This window comes from Streptacidiphilus jiangxiensis (assembly GCF_900109465.1).
Lineage (GTDB): Bacteria > Actinomycetota > Actinomycetes > Streptomycetales > Streptomycetaceae > Streptacidiphilus > Streptacidiphilus jiangxiensis.
On sequence record NZ_FOAZ01000002.1, the window covers coordinates 387,069 to 405,955 of the forward strand.

17 protein-coding genes and 1 pseudogene are annotated in these 18,887 nt (G+C 74.2%); 9 read left to right on the plus strand and 9 right to left on the minus strand.

Annotated features, from left to right (window positions below; all coding sequences use genetic code 11):
- The first annotated feature begins 19 nt into the window (after window positions 1–19).
- From araB to BMY61_RS05260, 4 genes are all read left to right on the plus strand, one after another.
- On the plus strand, window positions 20–1,729 hold the full coding sequence (araB, locus tag BMY61_RS05245) for a ribulokinase (RefSeq protein ID WP_042443647.1): 1,710 nt from the start codon (window positions 20–22) through the stop codon (window positions 1,727–1,729).
- Complete coding sequence (locus BMY61_RS05250; RefSeq protein ID WP_042443649.1) at window positions 1,726–2,415, plus strand: L-ribulose-5-phosphate 4-epimerase; 690 nt, start codon at window positions 1,726–1,728, stop codon at window positions 2,413–2,415. The genes araB and BMY61_RS05250 overlap by 4 nt, the downstream gene beginning before the upstream one ends.
- Window positions 2,412–3,917 (plus strand): L-arabinose isomerase, encoded by a 1,506-nt coding sequence (gene araA / locus BMY61_RS05255; protein ID WP_042443651.1) that lies wholly within the window; start codon window positions 2,412–2,414, stop codon window positions 3,915–3,917. Before BMY61_RS05250 ends, araA begins: the two co-directional genes overlap by 4 nt.
- 281 nt (window positions 3,918–4,198) lie before the next feature.
- Complete coding sequence (locus BMY61_RS05260) at window positions 4,199–5,053, plus strand: SAM-dependent methyltransferase (protein ID WP_042443958.1); 855 nt, start codon at window positions 4,199–4,201, stop codon at window positions 5,051–5,053.
- Between the two features lie 103 nt (window positions 5,054–5,156).
- Here BMY61_RS05260 and BMY61_RS05265 read toward each other — a convergent pair whose 3' ends face one another.
- Window positions 5,157–5,972, minus strand: a complete 816-nt coding sequence (locus BMY61_RS05265; protein WP_042443959.1) for a sulfite exporter TauE/SafE family protein — start codon at window positions 5,970–5,972, stop codon at window positions 5,157–5,159.
- Window positions 5,973–6,074: 102 nt separating this feature from the next.
- On the opposite strand from BMY61_RS05265, the gene BMY61_RS05270 reads away from it, so the two are divergent.
- Window positions 6,075–6,971 (plus strand): AraC family transcriptional regulator, encoded by an 897-nt coding sequence (locus BMY61_RS05270; protein WP_082014786.1) that lies wholly within the window; start codon window positions 6,075–6,077, stop codon window positions 6,969–6,971.
- Here BMY61_RS05270 and BMY61_RS05275 read toward each other — a convergent pair.
- The 8 genes from BMY61_RS05275 to BMY61_RS05310 all read right to left on the minus strand — a co-directional run bounded on the left by BMY61_RS05275 (window position 6,866) and on the right by BMY61_RS05310 (window position 15,557).
- On the minus strand, window positions 6,866–8,434 hold the full coding sequence (locus BMY61_RS05275) for a serine/threonine-protein kinase (protein WP_075003759.1): 1,569 nt from the start codon (window positions 8,432–8,434) through the stop codon (window positions 6,866–6,868). The two genes, BMY61_RS05270 and BMY61_RS05275, sit on opposite strands and share 106 nt — an antisense overlap.
- A gap of 132 nt (window positions 8,435–8,566) precedes the next feature.
- Window positions 8,567–8,938, minus strand: coding sequence for a hypothetical protein (locus BMY61_RS05280; protein ID WP_075003760.1), 372 nt, complete (start codon window positions 8,936–8,938; stop codon window positions 8,567–8,569).
- A 121-nt stretch (window positions 8,939–9,059) separates the two neighbouring features.
- Window positions 9,060–10,208, minus strand: coding sequence for a hypothetical protein (locus BMY61_RS45945; protein ID WP_177240375.1), 1,149 nt, complete (start codon window positions 10,206–10,208; stop codon window positions 9,060–9,062).
- A 78-nt stretch (window positions 10,209–10,286) separates the two neighbouring features.
- Window positions 10,287–11,036, minus strand: coding sequence for a uracil-DNA glycosylase (locus tag BMY61_RS05290; RefSeq protein ID WP_042443963.1), 750 nt, complete (start codon window positions 11,034–11,036; stop codon window positions 10,287–10,289).
- Window positions 11,037–11,062: 26 nt separating this feature from the next.
- Window positions 11,063–13,618, minus strand: a complete 2,556-nt coding sequence (locus BMY61_RS05295) for an ATP-dependent Clp protease ATP-binding subunit (protein ID WP_042443657.1) — start codon at window positions 13,616–13,618, stop codon at window positions 11,063–11,065.
- Window positions 13,619–13,949: 331 nt separating this feature from the next.
- Entirely contained in the window at window positions 13,950–14,771 is an 822-nt protein-coding gene (locus BMY61_RS05300) for an isocitrate lyase/PEP mutase family protein (RefSeq protein ID WP_082014787.1), read from the minus strand.
- Between the two features lie 132 nt (window positions 14,772–14,903).
- Complete coding sequence (locus tag BMY61_RS05305) at window positions 14,904–15,104, minus strand: hypothetical protein (protein WP_042443660.1); 201 nt, start codon at window positions 15,102–15,104, stop codon at window positions 14,904–14,906.
- A gap of 138 nt (window positions 15,105–15,242) precedes the next feature.
- Window positions 15,243–15,557 carry a hypothetical protein gene (locus BMY61_RS05310; RefSeq protein ID WP_042443662.1) on the minus strand — a complete coding sequence of 105 codons (315 nt, stop codon included), beginning with the start codon at window positions 15,555–15,557 and terminating at the stop codon, window positions 15,243–15,245.
- 192 nt (window positions 15,558–15,749) lie between these two features.
- Between BMY61_RS05310 and BMY61_RS05315 the strand changes: the two genes are divergently transcribed.
- The 4 genes and pseudogenes from BMY61_RS05315 (at window position 15,750) to hemC (ending at window position 18,871) form a co-directional block, all read left to right on the plus strand.
- Entirely contained in the window at window positions 15,750–16,973 is a 1,224-nt protein-coding gene (locus BMY61_RS05315; RefSeq protein ID WP_042443664.1) for an FAD-dependent monooxygenase, read from the plus strand.
- 196 nt (window positions 16,974–17,169) lie between these two features.
- Window positions 17,170–17,349 (plus strand): annotated as a pseudogene (locus tag BMY61_RS05320) (DUF1918 domain-containing protein); the annotation flags it as partial.
- Between the two features lie 100 nt (window positions 17,350–17,449).
- On the plus strand, window positions 17,450–17,812 hold the full coding sequence (locus BMY61_RS05325) for a DUF952 domain-containing protein (RefSeq protein ID WP_042443668.1): 363 nt from the start codon (window positions 17,450–17,452) through the stop codon (window positions 17,810–17,812).
- A gap of 129 nt (window positions 17,813–17,941) precedes the next feature.
- Window positions 17,942–18,871: a hydroxymethylbilane synthase gene (hemC, locus tag BMY61_RS05330; protein WP_042443674.1), complete on the plus strand. Its 930-nt coding sequence runs from the start codon at window positions 17,942–17,944 to the stop codon at window positions 18,869–18,871.
- Window positions 18,872–18,887: the final 16 nt, after the last annotated feature.

Sequence of the window (18,887 nt, forward strand, 5' to 3'; positions counted from 1 at the left end):
GAGAAATGTGAGCGTTAACATGACCACCAGACCGCCGAACGTCACCGTCGGCGTCGACTTCGGCACCCTCTCCGGTCGCGCGGTCGTCGTCTCCGTCGAGGACGGCACCCTGCTGGCCGACGCCGTGCACGAGTACCGCCACGGCGTGGTCACGGACCGGCTGCCGGGCGGCGGAGCCGCCCTCGGGCCGGACTGGGCGCTGCAGGTGCCGGAGGACTGGCGCGAGGTGCTGCGCAGCGCGGTGCCGAAGGCGCTGGCGAAGGCAGGGGTCACCGCGGAGCAGGTCGTCGGGATCGGCACGGACTTCACCGCCTGCACGGTGCTGCCGACCACCGCGGACGGCACGCCGCTGTGCGAGCTGCCGCGGTTCGCCGACCGGCCGCACGCCTACCCGAAGCTGTGGCGTCACCATGCCGCCCAGCCGCACGCCGACCGGATCAACGCCCTCGCCGCCGAGCGCGGCGAGAGCTGGCTGCCCCGCTACGGCGGCAGGATCTCCAGCGAGTGGCAGTACGCCAAGGCACTCCAGCTGCTGGAGGAGGACCCGGAGGTCTACGCCGCCGCCGAGCGCTGGATCGAGGCCGCGGACTGGATCGTCCGGGAGCTGACGGGCCGCGAGACCCGCAACAACTGCACGGCCGGCTACAAGGGCATCCACCAGGACGGCGCCTACCCGTCCGCGGAGTACCTGTCGGCCCTGAACCCCGGGTTCGCGGGTTTCACCGCGAAGCTGGGAGACGGCCCGCCGGCCCCGCTCGGCGGGCGTGCGGGCACCGTGACCGCCCGGGCGGCGGGCTGGACCGGGATCGGTGAGGGGACCCCGGTCAGCGTGGGAAACGTCGACGCCCACGTCACCAGCGCCGCCGCCCGGGCTCTCGACCCGGGCCACCTGCTCGCCATCATGGGCACCAGCACCTGTCACATCCTCAACTCCGACATCCTGGCCGAGGTGCCGGGGATGTGCGGGGTCGTGGCGGACGGGGTGGTGCAGGGCCTGTACGGCTACGAGGCGGGGCAGAGCGGTGTCGGGGACATCTTCGCCTGGGCCGTGCGCACGGTCCTGCCGGAGTCCTACGCCGTGGAGGCGCGCGAGCGCGGGCTGTCGGCGCACGAGCTGCTGACCGAGAAGGCGCAGGCCCAGCCCGTCGGCGCGCACGGACTGGTCGCACTGGACTGGCACAGCGGCAACCGCTCGGTCCTGGTGGACCACCACCTCTCCGGCCTGGTGCTCGGCCTGACGCTCGACACCCGCCCGGAGGAGATGTACCGGGCCCTGCTGGAGTCGACCGCCTTCGGCACCCGAGTGATCGTCGAGGCCTTCGAGGCCGCCGGCGTCCCGGTGCGGGAGTTCACCGTCGCGGGCGGCTTGGCGAAGAACCGGTTCCTGATGCAGCTCTACAGCGACGTGCTGCGCCGGCCGGTCAACCTGGTCGGCTCGGAGCAGGCCCCCGCTCTCGGCTCGGCGATCCACGCGGCGGTCGCCGCGGGCGCCCACCCGGACATCCGGACCGCGTCCGAGGCTATGGGCCGGATCCAACGCGCCGCGTTCACGCCGGACGAGGAGCGCGCCGCGGTCTACGACGCGCTGTTCGCGGAGTACCGCGAGCTGCACGACCACTTCGGCCGCGGCGGCAGCGACGCCCTGCACCGACTGCGGGCGTTGCGCGACACCGCCCGCCACCACACCGACGCCCGGCCTGACGAGAACAGCCTGGAGGACCACGCGTGAGCGACATCGACAGGATCAGGGCGGAGGTCTGCGCCCTGCACGCGGAGCTGCTGCGCTGGGGACTGGTCACCTGGACCAGCGGCAACGTCAGCGCGCGGGTACCGGGTGAGGAGCTGCTGGTGATCAAGCCCAGCGGTGTCTCCTACGACGACCTGACGCCCGAGACGATGATCGTCACGGACCTGGACGGCAAGGTCGTCGCGGGGGACCGCTCCCCCTCCTCCGACACCGCCGCGCACGCCTACGTCTACCGCGCGATGCCCGAGGTGGGCGGGGTGGTGCACACGCACTCCCCCTACGCGACGGCGTGGGCGGCGCGCGGCGAGGCGATCCCGTGCGCGATCACGGCCATGGGCGACGAGTTCGGCGACGACATCCCGGTCGGACCGTTCGCGTTGATCGGCGACGACTCGATCGGGCAGGGCATCGTGGCGACCCTGCGCGGCCACCGCTCCCCCGCGGTGCTGATGCGGCAGCACGGCGTCTTCACCATCGGCGGCAGCGCGAGGGCGGCTGTGAAGGCGGCGGTGATGTGCGAGGACGTGGCGCGCACGATGCACCTGGCCCGACAGCTCGGGCCGGTCGAGCGCCTGCCGCAGCCGGACATCGACCGGCTCCACGACCGCTACCAGAACGTGTACGGCCAGCCGGCCGTCGACGAGAACCCCCAAGGAGTCGAGGCATGACCGCAGCCACCACCCGCGAGGTCTGGTTCCTCACCGGCAGCCAGGACCTGTACGGCGAGGAGACGCTGCGTCAGGTCGCGGACCAGTCCCGGGCCGTCGCGGCCGAGCTGGGCGCGCGGCTCGGCGCGCCGGTCCGGTTGGTGTGGAAGCCGCTGCTGAAGGACGCCACCGCGATCCGCCGGGCGATGCTGGACGCGAACGGCGACGACGCGTGCGTCGGGGTGATCGCCTGGATGCACACCTTCTCCCCGGCCAAGATGTGGATCGCGGGCCTGGACGCGCTGCGCAAGCCGCTGCTGCACCTGCACACCCAGAGCAACGTCCACCTGCCCTGGGACACCATCGACATGGACTTCATGAACCTGAACCAGGCCGCCCACGGCGACCGCGAGTTCGGCTTCGTGCAGACCCGGCTGGGGGTGCCGCGCAAGACCGTGGCCGGACATGTGAGCGCACCCGCGGTGGCGGCCCGCGTCGACAGCTGGGTACGCGCCGCGCTCGGCAGGGCCGAACTGGCCACGCTGAAGGTGGTCCGCTTCGGCGACAACATGCGCGACGTGGCGGTGACCGAGGGCGACAAGGTCGAGGCACAGCTGCGCTTCGGCGTCTCGGTCAACACCCACGGCGTGAACGACCTGGTCGCCGCCGTCGACGCCGCCTCGGACGCCGAGGTCGACGCGCTGGTCAAGGAGTACCAGGAACGCTACGAGGTCGCCGTCGAACTGCGCGAGGGCGGCGAGCGCCACGACTCCTTGCGCTACGGCGCCCGAATCGAGCTGGGCCTGCGCCACTTCCTGCAGGACGGCGACCACGGCGCGTTCACCACCAACTTCGAGGACCTGGGCGGGCTTCGGCAGCTGCCCGGCCTGGCCGTGCAGCGGCTGATGGACGAGGGCTACGGCTTCGCCGGCGAGGGCGACTGGAAGACCGCCGTCCTGGTCCGCACGCTCAAGACGATGGCGGCGGGCCTGCCCGGGGGCACCTCGTTCATGGAGGACTACACCTACGACCTCACGCCCGGAAGCGAGTTGATCCTGGGCGCGCACATGCTGGAGGTCTGCCCCTCCATCGCGGCCGGCACGCCCCGGGTGGAGATCCACCCGCTCGGGATCGGCGGCCGCGAGGACCCGGTGCGTCTGGTCTTCGACGCCGCGCCGGGCGAGGCCGTCGTGCTCGGCATGGTCGATCTGGGCGACCGGTTCCGGCTGGTCGCCAACGAGATCGACACCGTCGTACCGCCGCAGCCGCTGCCCATGCTGCCCGTGGCCCGCGCCGTCTGGCGCCCGCGCCCCGACCTGGCGTCCGCCGCCGAGGCATGGATCACCGCGGGCGGCCCGCACCACACCGTCTACTCCAGCGCGCTCGGCGCGGAGCAGTTGGACGACCTGGCCGAGATGACCCGCACCGAGCTGGTCCTCATCGGCGCCGACACCACACCGCGTCGCCTCGCCCACGAGCTGCGCTGGAACCAGGCCTACCACCGGCTGGCCCAGGGGTTCTGACCGCCATCTCGGCTGTGCGGGGGCGGCGCCCGTCCCGAGGACGGGCTTCTCGTTCTCCCCCGCACAGCCGACGGCGGTCCCGCGGCCGCGCGACCTCGCCGCCCTGACCGGGGAGTTCGACCCCATGAGCAGGTTTCGTCATGACCTGCTCGCCATCTGGCGGTCCGATGCCGTTTCTTGACCGTTCGTCGGCGCTCGATGGCGCGAAGCGGCGTAGGCTGGACGGCGGGGATGCACCACCACCGCCCCCGGCGGTGGTCACGGGGACGGGGGACTCCGACATGCCACGACGACAGGCCACCTGGCCGGCCGACGACGCGAACGCCGCGCCGTCGGCCGCGCTCGATCTCGACCGAGCGCATCCGGCGCGGATCTACAACTACCTCATCGGCGGCAAGGACCACTTCGCCGCCGACCGCGAGGCCGCGCACGCGCTGCAGCGCATCGTCCCGGAGAGCCGGGACGCGATGCGCCTCAACCGGGCCTTCCTGGCGCGCGCCGTCCGCCGCGCCGCCGAGGCGGGAATCTCCCGCTTCCTCGACGTCGGCACGGGCATTCCGGCTCCCGGCCACACCCACGAGGTCGCCGTGCAGATCCGGCCGGACACCCGCGTGGTGTACGTGGACCGCGACCCGCTGGTGGTCACCCATGCCCGCGCGCTCGTCGCGCACCCGGGCGTGCCCGCCACCGCCGTGGTCAAGGCCGACGTGCGCGACCCGGATTCGGTCCTCGACGCGCCCGCGGTCGCCGAACTCCTCGGCGACGGCGCGCCGGTGGCGCTGGTCCTGGGCGCGGTGCTGCACTTCGTCGACGACGCGGACGAGCCGCACGCCGCCGTGCGCCGGCTGCTCGAACCACTGCCGTCCGGCAGCATGCTGATCGTCAGTCATGTCTGCCACGGCTCGCAGTGGGTCGACGCCGCCGACCGGGCCCGCGCGGACCAGGTCGCCGCCCTCTACCGGGAGACGGTGGACCGGCTCACGCCGCGCGACAGCGGGCCCATCGAGGCGTTCTTCGACGGCCTGGAGCTGCTGCCGCCCGGCCTGGTGCCGTGCGCGGCGTGGGACGCCGAGGCCACGGTCAGCGAACTGCGGGCCACTCGGGGCTTCCTGGGCGGGGTCGGCGTCAAGCACTGAGCCACCGACGCAGTCGGGCCGCTCGGAGGGTCCGCTCGGACGGTCGGCTCCGAGGGGCCGCTCGGACGGTCCACTCGGTGGGGCCGTTCGGTGCGGTCGCCGCTCAGGCGCCCGTCGCGGCCATCACCAGCAGCACCACGACCAGCAGCGTCACGTAGGCGATCGAGTGGACCCGGTCCGGGACGCGCCCGGTGACCCGGCGGACCAGCGCGATCGTGGGCAGCGAACCGAGCAGCAGGGCGCACCCGGCCGTCAGGTCGACGTAGCCCAGCTGCCCGGCCTGCCCGAGGTGCGCGGGCGCGCCGGGGGCGAAGGCGTAGACGAGGCTGCCCGCGACGGCGACGGGAACGCTCAGCGGGTTGGCCATGGCGGTCGCCTCCACCATCGGCAGGCCGCGTCGGCGCAGCAGCGGCACGGTCATGACGCTGCCGCCCACGCCCAGTCCGGCCGCCACCAGGCCGATGCCGGTGCCGCCGAAAGTCGTCGTGGCGCGTCCGAGCGGCCGCGGCCGCTGCTCGGCGCCGACGGTCAGGAAGCCCTTGCGCAGCACGCTGTCCGCGATCGTCACCAAGAGGTACACGGCGAACAGCAGCCGCAGCTCCGTCCCGCCGAGCAGCGTGGTCCCGAAGGAGCCGGCCGCGGCGCCGAGCGCGATCCAGCCCGCGAGCGGCCACAGGTAGTCGCGGTGCAGGCGCCCCTGACGCCACTGCCCGACCGCGGCGACCAGCGCGTTCACCGCCATGACCGCCGCCGAGGTGGCCACCGCGACGTGCATCGCGTCCGCGCCGGAGGGCGCGGTGAGGGTCAGATAGGCGTAGAGGACCGGCACCGTCACGAAGCCGCCGCCGAAGCCGAACAGCACGGTCAGCACGCCCGTCAGGCAGCCGAAGAGCAGGAGGGTGAGGGAGGAGGTGAGCACGCCCACGACGCTACGGAGGGCAGGGACTGGCGGGCAATCGAAGCTCGGTCACGCTCCTACGCGCAGACGACAGGCCGAGGGGTCAGGCCCTACCCTCGTCCCGTGCACAACATCCCGATCGCGCAGGTGGAGGACCTCGACCGGGCCGTGGTGGCGATCGGCACCGACTACCCCCACGACCACCTGCTCGCCTGGCACGAGCACCGCCGCGCCCAGGTCCTGTACGCGGCCACCGGCCTGATGCACGTCGAGACCGCCGACGGCAGCTGGACCGTCCCGACGGCCCGTGCCGTCCTGATCCCGCCCGCGGTCCGGCACCAGGTGGCGATGAAGGGCGTCAGCACCCGCAGCCTCTATCTGGAGCCGGCCGCGGTGCCCTGGTTCCCCGCCCGCTGCCAGGTCGTCGACGTCTCCACGTTGCTGCGCTCGCTCATCCTGGCCGCCGTCGAGATGGAGCCGCGCTACCCCGAGCGCGGCCGCGACGCGGCCGTCGCCGACCTGCTCCTGCACGAGCTGCGCAGCCTCACCCCGCTTCCGCTGGACGTGCCGCTGCCGCAGCAGCCGCGGCTGCGCGAGCTGTGCGAGGCGTTCCTGCGGCAGCCCGACGTCCACGACCCGCCGTCGCGCTGGTGCGCGGCGCTGAACATCAGCGAGCGCACCCTCGGCCGGCTCCTGCGCCGCGAGACCGGCCTGTCGTTCGCACAGTGGCGGCAAAGGGCCTGCATCCTGCACTCGCTGCCGCTCCTCGACGCGGGCGTGCCGGTCACCCGCATCGCGTCCGGCCTCGGCTACGACAACCCGGCGGCCTACACCGCGGCCTTCGGCCGCCTCCTCGGCCGCCCGCCCACCGCCTATCGGCGACCCGCCGGTCAGCGGGTCAACCGGACAGCGGGTCAACCGGTCGGCGAGCCCGCCGGAGTGAAGGTGTCCGACGCGGTGTCCAGCATCAGCCCGACGCGGGCCGGGTCGGTGGTGGGGCCGGAGGCCCACAGGGTGTAGGTGGTGCCCGCGTCCGTCCACAGCAGCAGCTCCGAGAGGCGCGGCGGACCGCCCGGGGTGCCCTGCCAGGTGAAGGAACAGGAGGCGGCCGGGTGGCCGTCCCGGACGGTGCGGTGCGGGCCGGTCGACCGGAACTCGGCGTAGCCCCTGGGGTCGGGGCACACCTGCGCCGCGAGCGGTGTGCCGGAGACGCCCGGCTGGACCCTGATACCGATCTTGTACAGCGCCTCCGGGGCGCCCGCCTGCGCCGGGGAGACGTAGTACACCCGGGTGCCGTCCCCCGCGTCCACCTGGCGGTCCCAACCGGTCGGCACGGCCAACCGGAAGCCGTGGGAGTCCTGCTGGACGGCGAACCCGGCAGGCAGCGGACCGGCCCCCGCCAGGGGCGTGGAGCCGATCGGGGCGGAGGGCCCGCCGGTGGGCGTGCCCGGCGCCGCGCCGCCGGAAGGTCCGCCGGACCAGGCGTCGACCGCGAACGAGCCGCCGAGCGCCGCCGCGACGACGACCACCGCGGAGCCGACGAGCGCGGCGGCGCGGCGCCCGCGACGACGTCCGCCCGCGCCGGAAGCCGCCGTGGGCGAGGCCGCCTGCTCGGGGCCCCGCTGCCCGGGGGCGTGCTGCCCCGGGCCGTGTTGCCCGGGGGCCGCACGCACGGTCGCACCCAGGGCGCCGTCGCGGACGAACGTCTCCAACTGTGCGCGGATCCATGTGGGTTGCGGTCGCGACGCCGGGTCCCGCTGCAACAGCGGCTCGATCACCGCGGCCAACGGGCGGGCCCGTTCCGGCAGCGTGATCGCGCCGAAGGCCACCGCGTGCAGCACCGCGGTGACGGCGGTGCGGTGGAACAGCGACCTCCCGTCCAGGGCGGCGACCAGCAGCGCGCCGAGCGACCACAGGTCCGCCGCGGGACCGCCCTCCTCGCCGTGCAACCGCTCCGGCGCGGTGAACTCCGGGGAGCCCAGGAACGCCCCGGCCTCCGTCAGCGTCGCCTCGCCGTCGATCCGGGCGATGCCGAAGTCCGTCAGCACCCAGCGGTCCTTGGCCCGCTCCCAGAGCACGTTGGCGGGCTTGACGTCCCGGTGCAGGACGCCGATGGCGTGCGCCGCGCAGAGCGCGTCGAGCACGGCCAGGCCCATCCGGGCGGCCTCACGGGGCGGCAGCGGGCCCTCGCCCGCGATCCGCGCCGCCAGCGAGGCGCCGTCCACGAGCTCCATCACGATCCACGGGCGGCCGTCCTGCTCGACCACGTCGTGGACACCGACCACGCTGGGGTGCGTGACGCGGGCCACCGCCTGCGCCTCGCGCAGCGTCCGGTTCCTCTGCTCGGCCTCCAACAGGCCGCCCCGCGGATGCACCTCCTTGACGGCGACCGGCCGACCCAGCAGCAGATCGTCCGCGCGCCAGACCGTTCCCATCCCGCCCCGGCCCAGCTGTGCGACAAGGCGGTACCGCCCCGCAACCATCCGTTCCCCGTCGGACACCCCGCCCCGCCCTCGCCATCCCCGCACCGACCGTCGGCAGCCACTGTAGTTGCACCGTCCGACGGCCGGACGACCCGAGGCGTCACGTGCGGCCGGGGTCGGCCGGGACGCGGGTCAGGTGAGGCGCAGGCGGGTCTCGAACTCGTGCTCGCCGGAGACCCAGCCGAGGTCCTGGACGGTGAAGACGTCGGCGAGGAGCCGACGGGCCTGCTGGACCGCGTCGGACGGGCCGAGGATGTCCACGTCGACCGAGTGGGCGAGGTGCGGCGGGGTGAGAGCGGCGGCGGACGGGGTGTCCGGGTCCATCAGGAAGGAACGCGCCCGGCACATCGCCGGACCGATCGCCCCGGCGGGGGCGGTGGCTGCCGGCATCGGGGGGGTGTCACCCGTGGCTCGGAACATCTGCGCCAGAACGGCGAGCACCGTGTCGCCGTCGTGCGCGTCGTTCTCGACGACTTCGACTGTGATCTCTGCGGTGGTGGACATCGAGGCCTCCTCGTCCCGACCGCGCGACCGGGAGGCGCGCCGGGCGGTCGGGCTCACCACCAGTGAACCCCCGTTTCCGGCGCGCCGCACCCCGCTGCGAGACCGCGCAGCGAGCAGCCCGTCAGCTCCCCGGCTGCGCCGGAGGCCGCTGCCCCGGCGGGGGCGCGAACTCGGTGGGACGGTAGGACATCGCCTCCTGCGTCGGCGTCGGCTGCTGACCGGCCTGCGGGCCCGGCTGCGGCTGACCCTGCGGCGGCACGGGCGCCTGCGGCTGCTGCCCCGGGTAGGGCTGACCGGGCTGCTGCCCCGGATAGGGCTGCGACTGCGCCGGGTACGGCTGCGCCGCGGGCTGTCCGGGCGGGGGCGCGAACTCGGTGGGACGGTAGGACATCGCCTCCTGCGTCGGCGTCGGCTGCTGACCGGCCTGCGGGCCCGGCTGCGGCTGACCCTGCGGCGGCACGGGCGCCTGCGGCTGCTGCCCCGGGTAGGGCTGACCGGGCTGCTGCGGGTAGCCGTACCCGAGCTGCTGCGGCTGGACCTGCTGCGGGTAGCCCGGCACCGGCGGCTGGGGCTGCGGCGGGTAGGGCTGGCCCGGCTGGCCGGCGGGCATCGGGCCCACGCCCGGCTGCATCATCGGCGCAGCCATCCCCGCCGGCGCCGGACGGCGGGTCCCGCCGTTGCGAGCGGCTGCCAGGAGCACCGCCACGAACGTGCCGAGGGCGACGAGCACCTCGGCGATGATGACCAGGTAGATCCAGAGGTTGTGCCCCTGCCCGAACCCGGCACGCCCGGCAGCCGTACGCAGGGAGTCCAGCAGCATGGTCGTGTCGGGATAGGCGATCATCGCCATCATGGCCAGGATGACCGGGCGGCCCCAGGTGCGGCCTCCGAAGCTGCCGATCACACCGGCCGCCAACGTCCCGCACATGGCGACGTCCCAGCTGCTGAACGGCGCCCACACGTCGGGCAGGTTGTCGGCCAGCCCGAACAGGGAGGCAAGGTAGGTGCCCACGTTGTGGGAGGAGACCAGGCACACCAGCATCAGCAGCAGCTCGAGCACGAGCGCCGCCGCACCACCCATCGCAGCGACCAGGCTCGCCCCGTCGGCGCGCTTCGGAGCGGCCTGCGGCATCCCACCGGGGGCGGGCATGGCACCTGGGGCGGGCATGCCGCCGGGGACCGGCCCCGGAACGGCTCCCGGCACCGGTCCGGGCCCCTGCCCGGGCACGGGCCCGGGCGGGCCGGCCGGGCCGGTTGGGTTGAACGACATCCGTGACCTCCCCTGTCTCCGCGCACGACGACCTGCGCGCGCCACCGGTCGAGGGTATCGGTGCCCGGCGTGGGCGTCTCACCCCGGCGGTGACGCACCGCCACCGGCTGCCCGCCAGGCCTCGGCGAGCACCTCGCGCAGCATCTGCGGGGTCAACCGCCCGGTGAAGGTGTTCTGCTGGCTCACGTGGTAGCAGCCGAAGAGCGCCAACGGGCTTCCTGCGCCCGTCGGTTCGAGCACCGCCCGGGCACCGTGACCGAAGACCGGGCGTGGGCGCGGGACGGCCCAGCCGGCTGCCGCGACGGCCGGGAGCAGCGCCTGCCAGCCGAAGCCGCCGAGCGCCACGACGGCGCGCACCGTCGGCCGGAGCAGCTCCAGTTCGCGCACCAGCCAGGGGCGGCAGGTGTCCCGCTCGGCCGGTGCGGGTCGGTTGCCTGGCGGGGCGCAGTGCACGGGAGCGGTGAAGCGCACGCCGTGCAGGCGCAGGCCGTCGTCGCGCCGCTCCGAGGTGGGCTGCGAGGCCAGGCCGAGTGAGTGCAGGGCCGTGACGAGGACGTCGCCGGAGCGGTCACCGGTGAACATCCGGCCGGTGCGGTTGCCCCCGTGCGCAGCCGGGGCCAGACCCACCAGCAGAAGTGATGCATCGTCAGGACCGAAGCCCGGCACGGGCCGCGCCCAGTAGTTGTCCTCCGCGAAGGAGCGCCGCCGGACCCGGCCGACCTCTTCGCGCCACTCGACCAGCCGCGGGCAGGCGTAGCAGCGGCTGACGGCAGCGTCGAGCCCCGCGAGGTCCGCCGCGTGCGGCGCCACCTCGCGGGGCTCGGTCACCCGCTCCGGCAGGGGCTGCGACAACGTCAGCCCTCGCCGGAGTCCTGGGCCGTCGCCGAGGCGCTGGCCGGGTCACCGGCCGCCACCTCGGGCTTCTTGATCCGGCAGACCAGCGCGTCGCCCTGCACGTCGGCAACGACGGTGTCGCCCGGCGAGACCTCGCCGCCCAGCAGCAGCGAGGCGATGCGGTTGTCGAGCTCGGTCTGGATGGTGCGGCGCAGCGGACGCGCGCCGAACTCGGGCTGGTGGCCGTGGGCGACGAGGAGGTCGCGGGCCGCCTGGGTGACCTCCAGCTCCAGGCCCTGCGCCCGCACCCGCCGCTCGCTGCCCTTGAGCAGCAGGTCCACGATCTTGTTCAGGTCCTCCCTGGTGAGGGCGTGGAAGATGATGGTGGCGTCGATCCGGTTGAGGAACTCGGGCGGGAAGTGGCCCTGCAGGTCCCCCATCAGCTGGTCGCGGATGCTGTCGGTGTCGCCCTGGTTGGCCAGGATCCGGTGCGCACCGATGTTGCTGGTGAGGATGACGACGGTGTGGCGGAAGTCGACTGTGCGGCCCTGCGCGTCGGTCAGCCGACCGTCGTCGAGCACCTGGAGCAGCGCGTTGAAGACGTCCGGATGGGCCTTCTCGACCTCGTCGAAGAGCAGCACGCTGTAGGGCTTGCGGCGGACCTTCTCGGTCAGCTGGCCGGCCTCCTCGTAGCCGACGTAGCCGGGGGGTGCGCCGACCAGCCGGGAGACCGTGTGCTTCTCCTGGAACTCGCTCATGTCGAACCGGATCAGCCGGTCCTCGTCGCCGAAGAGCAGCTCGGCGAGGGCCTTGGCCAACTCGGTCTTGCCGACGCCCGTCGGGCCGAGGAAGAGGAACGAGCCGACGGGCCGGTTCGGGTCGCCCATGCCCGCGCGGTTGCGGCGCACCGCCTCGGAGATCGCCACCACCGCCTCGTCCTGGCCGACGACGCGCGCGTGCAGGTCCTGCTCCAGCTTGAGCAGCTTGGCCTTCTCGTCCTGGGTCAGCTGCGCGACCGGAATGCCGGTGCGGCGCGAGACGACCTCGGCGATGTCGTCGACCGTCACCGCCATCACGCCCTCGCGGCGCTCGGCGATGCCGCCCAACTCGCCCTCGGCCTCCGCGATCTCGTCCTTGAGCCGCTTGGCCGCCTCGAAGTCCTCGGCGGCGACGGCCTGGTCCTTCTCCCGGTGCAGCTTGGCGAGCCGGTCCTCGCGCTCGGTCGCCTCGGAGGACTTGCCCAGCGACCTGAGCCGCACCCGTGCGCCCGCCTGGTCCATCAGGTCGATCGCCTTGTCCGGCAGGAACCGGTCGGCGATGTAGCGGTCGGACAGCTCGGCGGCGGCCCGCAGCGCCTCGTCGCTGAACCGCACCTGGTGGTGGGCCTCGTAGGCGTCCCGCAGGCCCTCCAGGATCTGCACCGTCTCCTCGACGCTGGGCTCCGGGATCAGCACCGGCTGGAAGCGACGCTCCAAGGCGGCGTCCTTCTCGATGTACTTGCGGTACTCGTCGATGGTCGTGGCACCGATCACGTGCAGCTCGCCGCGCGAGAGCGCGGGCTTGAGCATGTTGCCCGCGTCCATCGCACCCTCGCCGCCGGCGCCCGCGCCGACGACGGTGTGCAGCTCGTCGATGAACAGCAGCAGCGACTCGGTCGACTCCTGCACCTCGGTGATGACGTTCTTCAGCCGCTCCTCGAACTCGCCCCGGTACTTGGCCCCGGCCACCATCCCGGCCAGGTCCAGCGAGACCACGCGCTTGCCGCGCAGCGTCTCGGGCACCTCGTCGGCGACGATGCGCTGCGCGAGCCCCTCCACGATCGCGGTCTTGCCGACGCCGGGCTCGCCGATGAGCACCGGGTTGTTCTTCGAACGGCGCGAGAGGATCTCCACGGTCTGCTCGATCTCCTCCGCGCGCCCGACCACCGGGTCGAGCCTGCCCGCCTTGGCGTCGGCGGTGAGGTCGCGGCCGTACTCGTCCAGGGTGGGCGTGCTGCTCGCCTGCCTCGCCGGACCGCTGCCGCCGTGCTCGCCGCCGGGGCCGCCGGCCCGCTCCGAGTCGCCGCGCAGCCGGTCGACGTCGACTCCCCCGGCCCCCAGCAGCCGACCCGCGCCGGAGTCCGGGTCCTCCAGCAGCGCGCCGAGGATGTGCTCCGGCCCGATGTACGAGCCCCCGCCCGCCTGCGAGCGCGCGTGGGCGGCGATCAGCACGCGCTTGGCGGCGGGCGTCAGGCTCGGCTCCGCGGAGGGCGTGCCCGCGAGGCCAGGCAGCACCTTCTCGATGGCCTGCGCGAGCCCGTCCGGATCGACCCCCGCCTGCGCGATCAGGGACCGCGAGGGGTCCACCTGCGCGGCGGCCCAGAGCAGGTGCTCGGTGTCCAGATCCTCACTGCCGTCCTCGGCGGCCTTCTGCTGCGCCCGCGCGATGAGCTCACGCGCGGACTCGGTCAGCAGCTTGCCGATGGGCACGCGCTGGACGGCGGGCGGCGAGGAGGCCGGGGACATCCCGAAGAAGCGGTTGAGCAGGTCGGAGAAGGGGTCTTGGCCACCGAAGGAACCGAAGGTGGACATCGACATGGGAGAACAGCCTCCTCACCCCCGAGTCGGCATGAACGCTCCCCATTCAACCCCGTGTGCCCAGGGGACACACGTGCAGCTCGGCCACCCGGGGACGCGAGACTGCACCGATCTGCGGCTCCGCCGCGAGGGCGCGAGCCGGGTCAGGCACGCTCCCGCCCGTGGTGGCACAACCCAGGGGCGCGAGACCGTGCCGATCTGCGGCTCCGCCGCGTGGGCGCGAGCCGGGTCAGGCACGCTCCCGCGCATGGTGGCTCAACCCAGGGGCGCGAGGAACTGCGCGAGAAGCCCACTGCGGGCAGATGGCCCTGCCCGCTCGGGGTCTGAGCAGCTACCTGTTGAGCAGGGCGTTCAGCGTCGGCCAGTCCATCTCCGTCGCCAGCGACTCCGCGGTCCCGCGCGTCAGCAGCTCCCGCGCGGCGCGGTCCACCAGGCCGTACGCCGCCTCCGCGATCGACGCGCCCGCGCTGACGCGGGACGCGCCCGCCGCGGCGAGCTCGGCGACCGGGAGGGCGCCGGGGCCCACGGCCACGTTGATCGGGACGGTGATCTCCTTGGCCAGAGCGGCCAGCTCGTCCGCGCCGAGGCGGTCCAGGACGAAGACGCCGCTCGCGCCGGCCGCGGCGTACGCCGCCGCGCGAGTGACCGTCTCGTCGTGGCGGCGGTGGCGCTCCGTCGACGGGAGGCGGTGGGTGTCGATGCGGGCGTTGATGTAGAGCGGGACGCCCGCCGCGTCGGCCGCCTCGCGCGCGGCGGCGATGCGGGCCGCGTTCTCGGCGACGGGGCCGAGCGCGTCCTCCAGGTTGACGCCGACCGCGCCGACGGCGATCACGCCACGGATCGTCTCGGCCACCCCGGCCGCGTCCTCGGCGTAGCCGCGCTCGATGTCGGCCGTGACCGGGACGGAGACCGCGTCGACGATGCGGGCGAGCGCCGCGAGACCGGCCTCGCGGGTCAGGCTGCCGCCGTCGACACAGCCGAGCGACCAGGCGAGGCCCGCGCTGGTGGTCGCGACGGCGCGCGCGCCTGCGGCCTCGACGACGCGCGCGGAGGCGACGTCCCAGGCGTTGGGCAGCACCAGCGGCGCGCCGGGCTGGTGCAGGGAGTGGAAGTACCGGGCCTTGTCGGCGAGTTCGGCAGCAACGGTGTTCATGGACCCCATCCCATCACACGCCACCGACAACACCGGTGGGAACGCGGACACCGCACCGGCCCGGCCGCGAGAACGCGGTCGGGCCGGCAGGCAGGTCACGTGGCCCCCGGACCGATCCGGGGCCGCCGCAGGTCAGTTGTGGCCGAAGCGCTTCTCCTTCTTGCGCGGGGAGCGCATCGCCATCTCGCCGGAGGCGTCCATGGAGTCCGCCTCCGGCCTGTGCTGACCGGCCTTCATCTCCGCGAGCATCGCCTTGTCGTGCGTCTGCGCGCGGCTCGGGGTACGGGCCGCCGACTGCTTCTGCTTGCGGGGCTGGTTCTTGACCTTCGTCATGGTGTTCTCTCCCGAAGGGGGTGAGGCGCCGTGCCCGGGGAACCGGACAAAACCTCTCGGCGCACGACCTCACCCTGACAGCGCCGGTGCACGATCGCATCTCGAACGGTCACGGATCGTGACCGACGCCTTTCGGGCTCAGTGCCCGCTGAGGGCCGAGTGCTGCTCCGCGCCGCGGTGCCGGTGGCCAGGAACCAGGTCGTGGGCGGCGGCCATCCGCGAGCCGGACCACTGGCCGCGCCGGTCGCCGGCGGCGTGGTGGGCGAAGGCCGGGGCCATCGGGCCGGTGGCGGCGCGACCGGCCGTGTCCGACATGGGCATCGCCATCCACTCGGCACCACCGCCGGGCGTGTTGGTCATCCCGGTCCGGCGCAGCAGGTCCTCCGCGCTCCGGCGCAGCTTCTTGGACTGGTGAGCGGCCATCGCGGCGCTCCTCTCCGCGCGCTCGTCCACCGCGCGCTCCTTGCTCGTCCTCGGGCCGCCCCGCAGGGCGGGTGTCTGCCCAAGTGTAGTGAGGTATGCCCCGTTTCGTCCCTGTGAGCTTCGGGATCGCACAGGCCGCCCACCATCTCCTCCCGGGCCGCCATACTCGGCACGGACGCGCCGCCGGGTTCGGCGGGCGCGCACCCACGAGGAGGGGGACACGTGCGGGGGCTACGAGTGGCGGTCGTCGGCGGCAGCATCGCGGGCTGCGCGGCAGCCCGGGCGCTGCACCGGGCCGGGGCCGGGGAGGTCGTCGTCCTGGAACGGGCGACCGGACGACTGCAGGACCGCGGGGTGGGCCTCGGGATCCAGAAGGAGCGGTACGCCGAACTGGAGGCTGCCGGCTACCTGGACGCGGAGATGCCGTGGATCGACCTGGCCCGCCGGCCCTGGGTCGTCCGCGACGGCACGCGGCGCGCGGGCCGGGTGATCGCCACGCTGCCGTTCCCCTACCGGTCCTACAGCTGGGGCTCGCTCTGGCAGGAGCTGCGCCGCCGCGTCCCCGACGCCGTCGACCACCGCACCAGTACCGCGGTCACCGCCGTCGCGGACGGCCCCGACGGCGCGGTGCTGACCCTCGGGAACGGGCGCGAGGAGCGGTTCGACCTGGTCGTGGGCGCGGACGGACACCGCTCGCTGGTCCGCGCCGCGATGCTGCCACCCGGTCGCTCGACGGCGTCCTTCAGCGGGTACCTCGCCTGGCGCGGCACCCTCGCGACCGAGCAACTGCCGGACCCGGCCGAGGCGTTCCCCGAGGACAGCGCCACCACGGTGGCCTTCCCCGGCGGCCACATGATCTCCTACCGGATCCCGGGAACGCCGGATGGTGACGGCGGCGCGCGGGTCAACTGGGTCTTCTACGCGACGCCTCCGACACACCTCGCGGACGCCCTCGCCGATCCGGAGTCGACGCCGTCGACCTCAGTGGCAAAGGAGTTGACGGACTACCAGTTGGACGTGGTGGCGCGACACCTGCCCGGCTACTGGCAGGACGTGGTGCACAACACCCCCGAGGAGCGTCGCCTGCTCCAGCCGATCCACGACGTGGCGGCGCCGAGTTACGCGCGCGGCCGGCTCGTGCTGCTCGGCGACGCCGCGGCGATCGCCCGTCCGCACACCGGCAGCGGCGCGCTCAAGGCCCTGCAGGACGCGACCGTCCTCGGCCGGGCCATGGCCGAGGCGCCGTCCGTCCCGGCCGGGCTCGCCGTGTACGACGCGGAGCGCGCACCGGTCGGGCGGACGATCCTGGAGCTCGGCCGCGCGGTGGGCCGGGCCCACGTGCAGCGGACCCCCGACTGGGCGGCGATGGACCAGCCGGCCTTCGAGGCCTGGTGGCAGGCGAACGGCGGCCCGGGCATCGGCGGCCGGCCCCTGGGCCGGGGCTGAACGCCGCCTCGGGTCGGGGCCCCGCACCGAGGCCCCGACCCGCGGGCCCGCACGGCAGGCCCGCGGCGGGCCCGGTGGGCTCTGGACGCGGCCGCGCGGGCGTGCTCCCCTGGAAGGGTGGCCGTCCGGCCACGAGCACGCACCACACGCACCACACCGCTACACAGCCACACACGACACTGTGAGGGAGGCGGCCATGCAGGCGGTCGTCGGAGACCACGTCGTCGTGGAGGGCACCCGTCCGGGCACCATGCGGCGCGACGGCGAGATCGTCGCCCTGCACCACCCCGACGGCACCCCGCCGTACGACGTGCGCTGGGACCAGACGGACCAGGTGACGATCTTCTTCCCCGGTCCGGACACACACCTCGTCCACCCCCAAGCCGGAGCGGGCCCGCGCTGAGAGGCGCGGCCCGGTCGGGCCCCGGCACTCCCCGCTCGTGCCGGGGCCCGACCGTTTCGTGTTGAATCGGGGCATGATCTACCACGTCGTACCGCTCGCCGAGTGGGCCGCCGCGCCCGCGCTCCCCTACGAGCCGGCCTCCCTCGCCGCCGAGGGCTTCATCCACTGCTCCCCCGACGAGGCGACGACGCTCGCCGTCGTCGAGGCGTTCTACCGGGACGCCCCGCGCCCGCTGCTCGCCCTGGTCGTCGACGAGCGGCGGCTGAGCGCCGAGTGCGTCTTCGAGGAGGCCGTCCCGGCCCCGCCGCCGGGCGTCGCCGACGGCGTCCGGTTCCCGCACGTCTTCGGTCCGCTGAACCGTGACGCGGTCACCGCCGTGCGCGAGGTCGTCTGGGACACCGGCGGCCACCCCACAGGCCTCGCCGACCACAACTGAACAGAACGGACGTGCGGCCGGAGCGCAACTGACCGGGCTCGACCGCCCCGGACCGGGTGGTCACGTGTCGCGACCGATTCGCGCGGGTGCCGTCCGGGACGGTCGATCTGACGGAGTATCGTCTCCGCCATGCCCCAGTTGATCCGCATCGTGACGCGCTCCTCCCCCATGGCCCTCGCCCAGGTGGACCGGGTCCGCGCGCTGCTGGCCGCGACGCACCCCCGGCTGGTCACCGAGGTCGTGCCGGTCACCACCTCCGGCGACCGCTGGCTCGGCGCACTGTCCGCGCTCGGCGGCAAGGGCGCGTTCACCAAGGAGGTCGACGCCGCGCTGCTCGCGGGCGAGGCCGATCTGGCCGTGCACTGCCTCAAGGACATGCCGGGCGACCGCCCCCTGCCGGAGGGCACCGCCGTCGCCGCCTACCTGCCGCGCGACGACATCCGCGACGCGGTCGTGCAGCCGGCCGGTCTCACCCTGGCCGAGCTGCCCGCCGGGAGCCGGATCGGCACCAGCTCGGTCCGCCGGATCGCCCAGATCGCGGCCGCCCACCCGGAGCTGGAGTGCCTACCGATCCGCGGCAACGCCAACTCCCGCCTGGCCAAGCTCGACGCGGGCGAGTACGACGCGCTGCTGCTGGCCGTCTCCGGCCTGGAGCGGATCGGCCAGGCCGAGCGGATCACCCAGGTCCTGGACGCCGACGCGATGTGCCCGCCGATCGGCGCGGGCATCCTGGCGCTGCAGTGCCGCGCGGACGACTCCGCGACCGTCGACGCGGTCAGCGCCCTCAACCACGCCTCGACCTGGCGCGAGGCGGCCGCCGAGCGGATGATGCTGCACGCCCTGCAGGGGCACTGCAACTCCCCGATCGCGGGCTACGCGCAGGCCGAGCCAGACGGGCGCCTCTCACTGCGCGCACGCGTGTTCACCCTGGACGGCAAGCGGGTGCTGGACGCCCATGAGTGGGCCGGTGCGCTCTCCCCGGAGGAGTTGGGCATGGCCACGGCGCTGGCCCTGCTGCGCCAGGGCGCGCGCGAGCTGATCGACGGCATCCCGCACTGACCCTCGTCGGACCGGC

Excerpts from the sequence above, each read along its gene's own strand:
- BMY61_RS05300 (WP_082014787.1), bottom strand. The coding sequence starts at position 14,771 with ATGAACACCGTTGCTGCCGAACTCGCCGACAAGGCCCGGTACTTCCAC.
- araB (WP_042443647.1), top strand. The coding sequence starts at position 20 with ATGACCACCAGACCGCCGAACGTCACCGTCGGCGTCGACTTCGGCACC.
- BMY61_RS05305 (WP_042443660.1), bottom strand. The coding sequence starts at position 15,104 with ATGACGAAGGTCAAGAACCAGCCCCGCAAGCAGAAGCAGTCGGCGGCC.
- BMY61_RS05295 (WP_042443657.1), bottom strand. The coding sequence starts at position 13,618 with ATGTCGATGTCCACCTTCGGTTCCTTCGGTGGCCAAGACCCCTTCTCC.
- hemC (WP_042443674.1), top strand. The coding sequence starts at position 17,942 with ATGCCCCAGTTGATCCGCATCGTGACGCGCTCCTCCCCCATGGCCCTC.
- BMY61_RS45945 (WP_177240375.1), bottom strand. The coding sequence starts at position 10,208 with ATGTCGTTCAACCCAACCGGCCCGGCCGGCCCGCCCGGGCCCGTGCCC.
- BMY61_RS05325 (WP_042443668.1), top strand. The coding sequence starts at position 17,450 with ATGATCTACCACGTCGTACCGCTCGCCGAGTGGGCCGCCGCGCCCGCG.
- araA (WP_042443651.1), top strand. The coding sequence starts at position 2,412 with ATGACCGCAGCCACCACCCGCGAGGTCTGGTTCCTCACCGGCAGCCAG.
- BMY61_RS05280 (WP_075003760.1), bottom strand. The coding sequence starts at position 8,938 with ATGTCCACCACCGCAGAGATCACAGTCGAAGTCGTCGAGAACGACGCG.
- BMY61_RS05260 (WP_042443958.1), top strand. The coding sequence starts at position 4,199 with ATGCCACGACGACAGGCCACCTGGCCGGCCGACGACGCGAACGCCGCG.
- BMY61_RS05275 (WP_075003759.1), bottom strand. The coding sequence starts at position 8,434 with ATGGTTGCGGGGCGGTACCGCCTTGTCGCACAGCTGGGCCGGGGCGGG.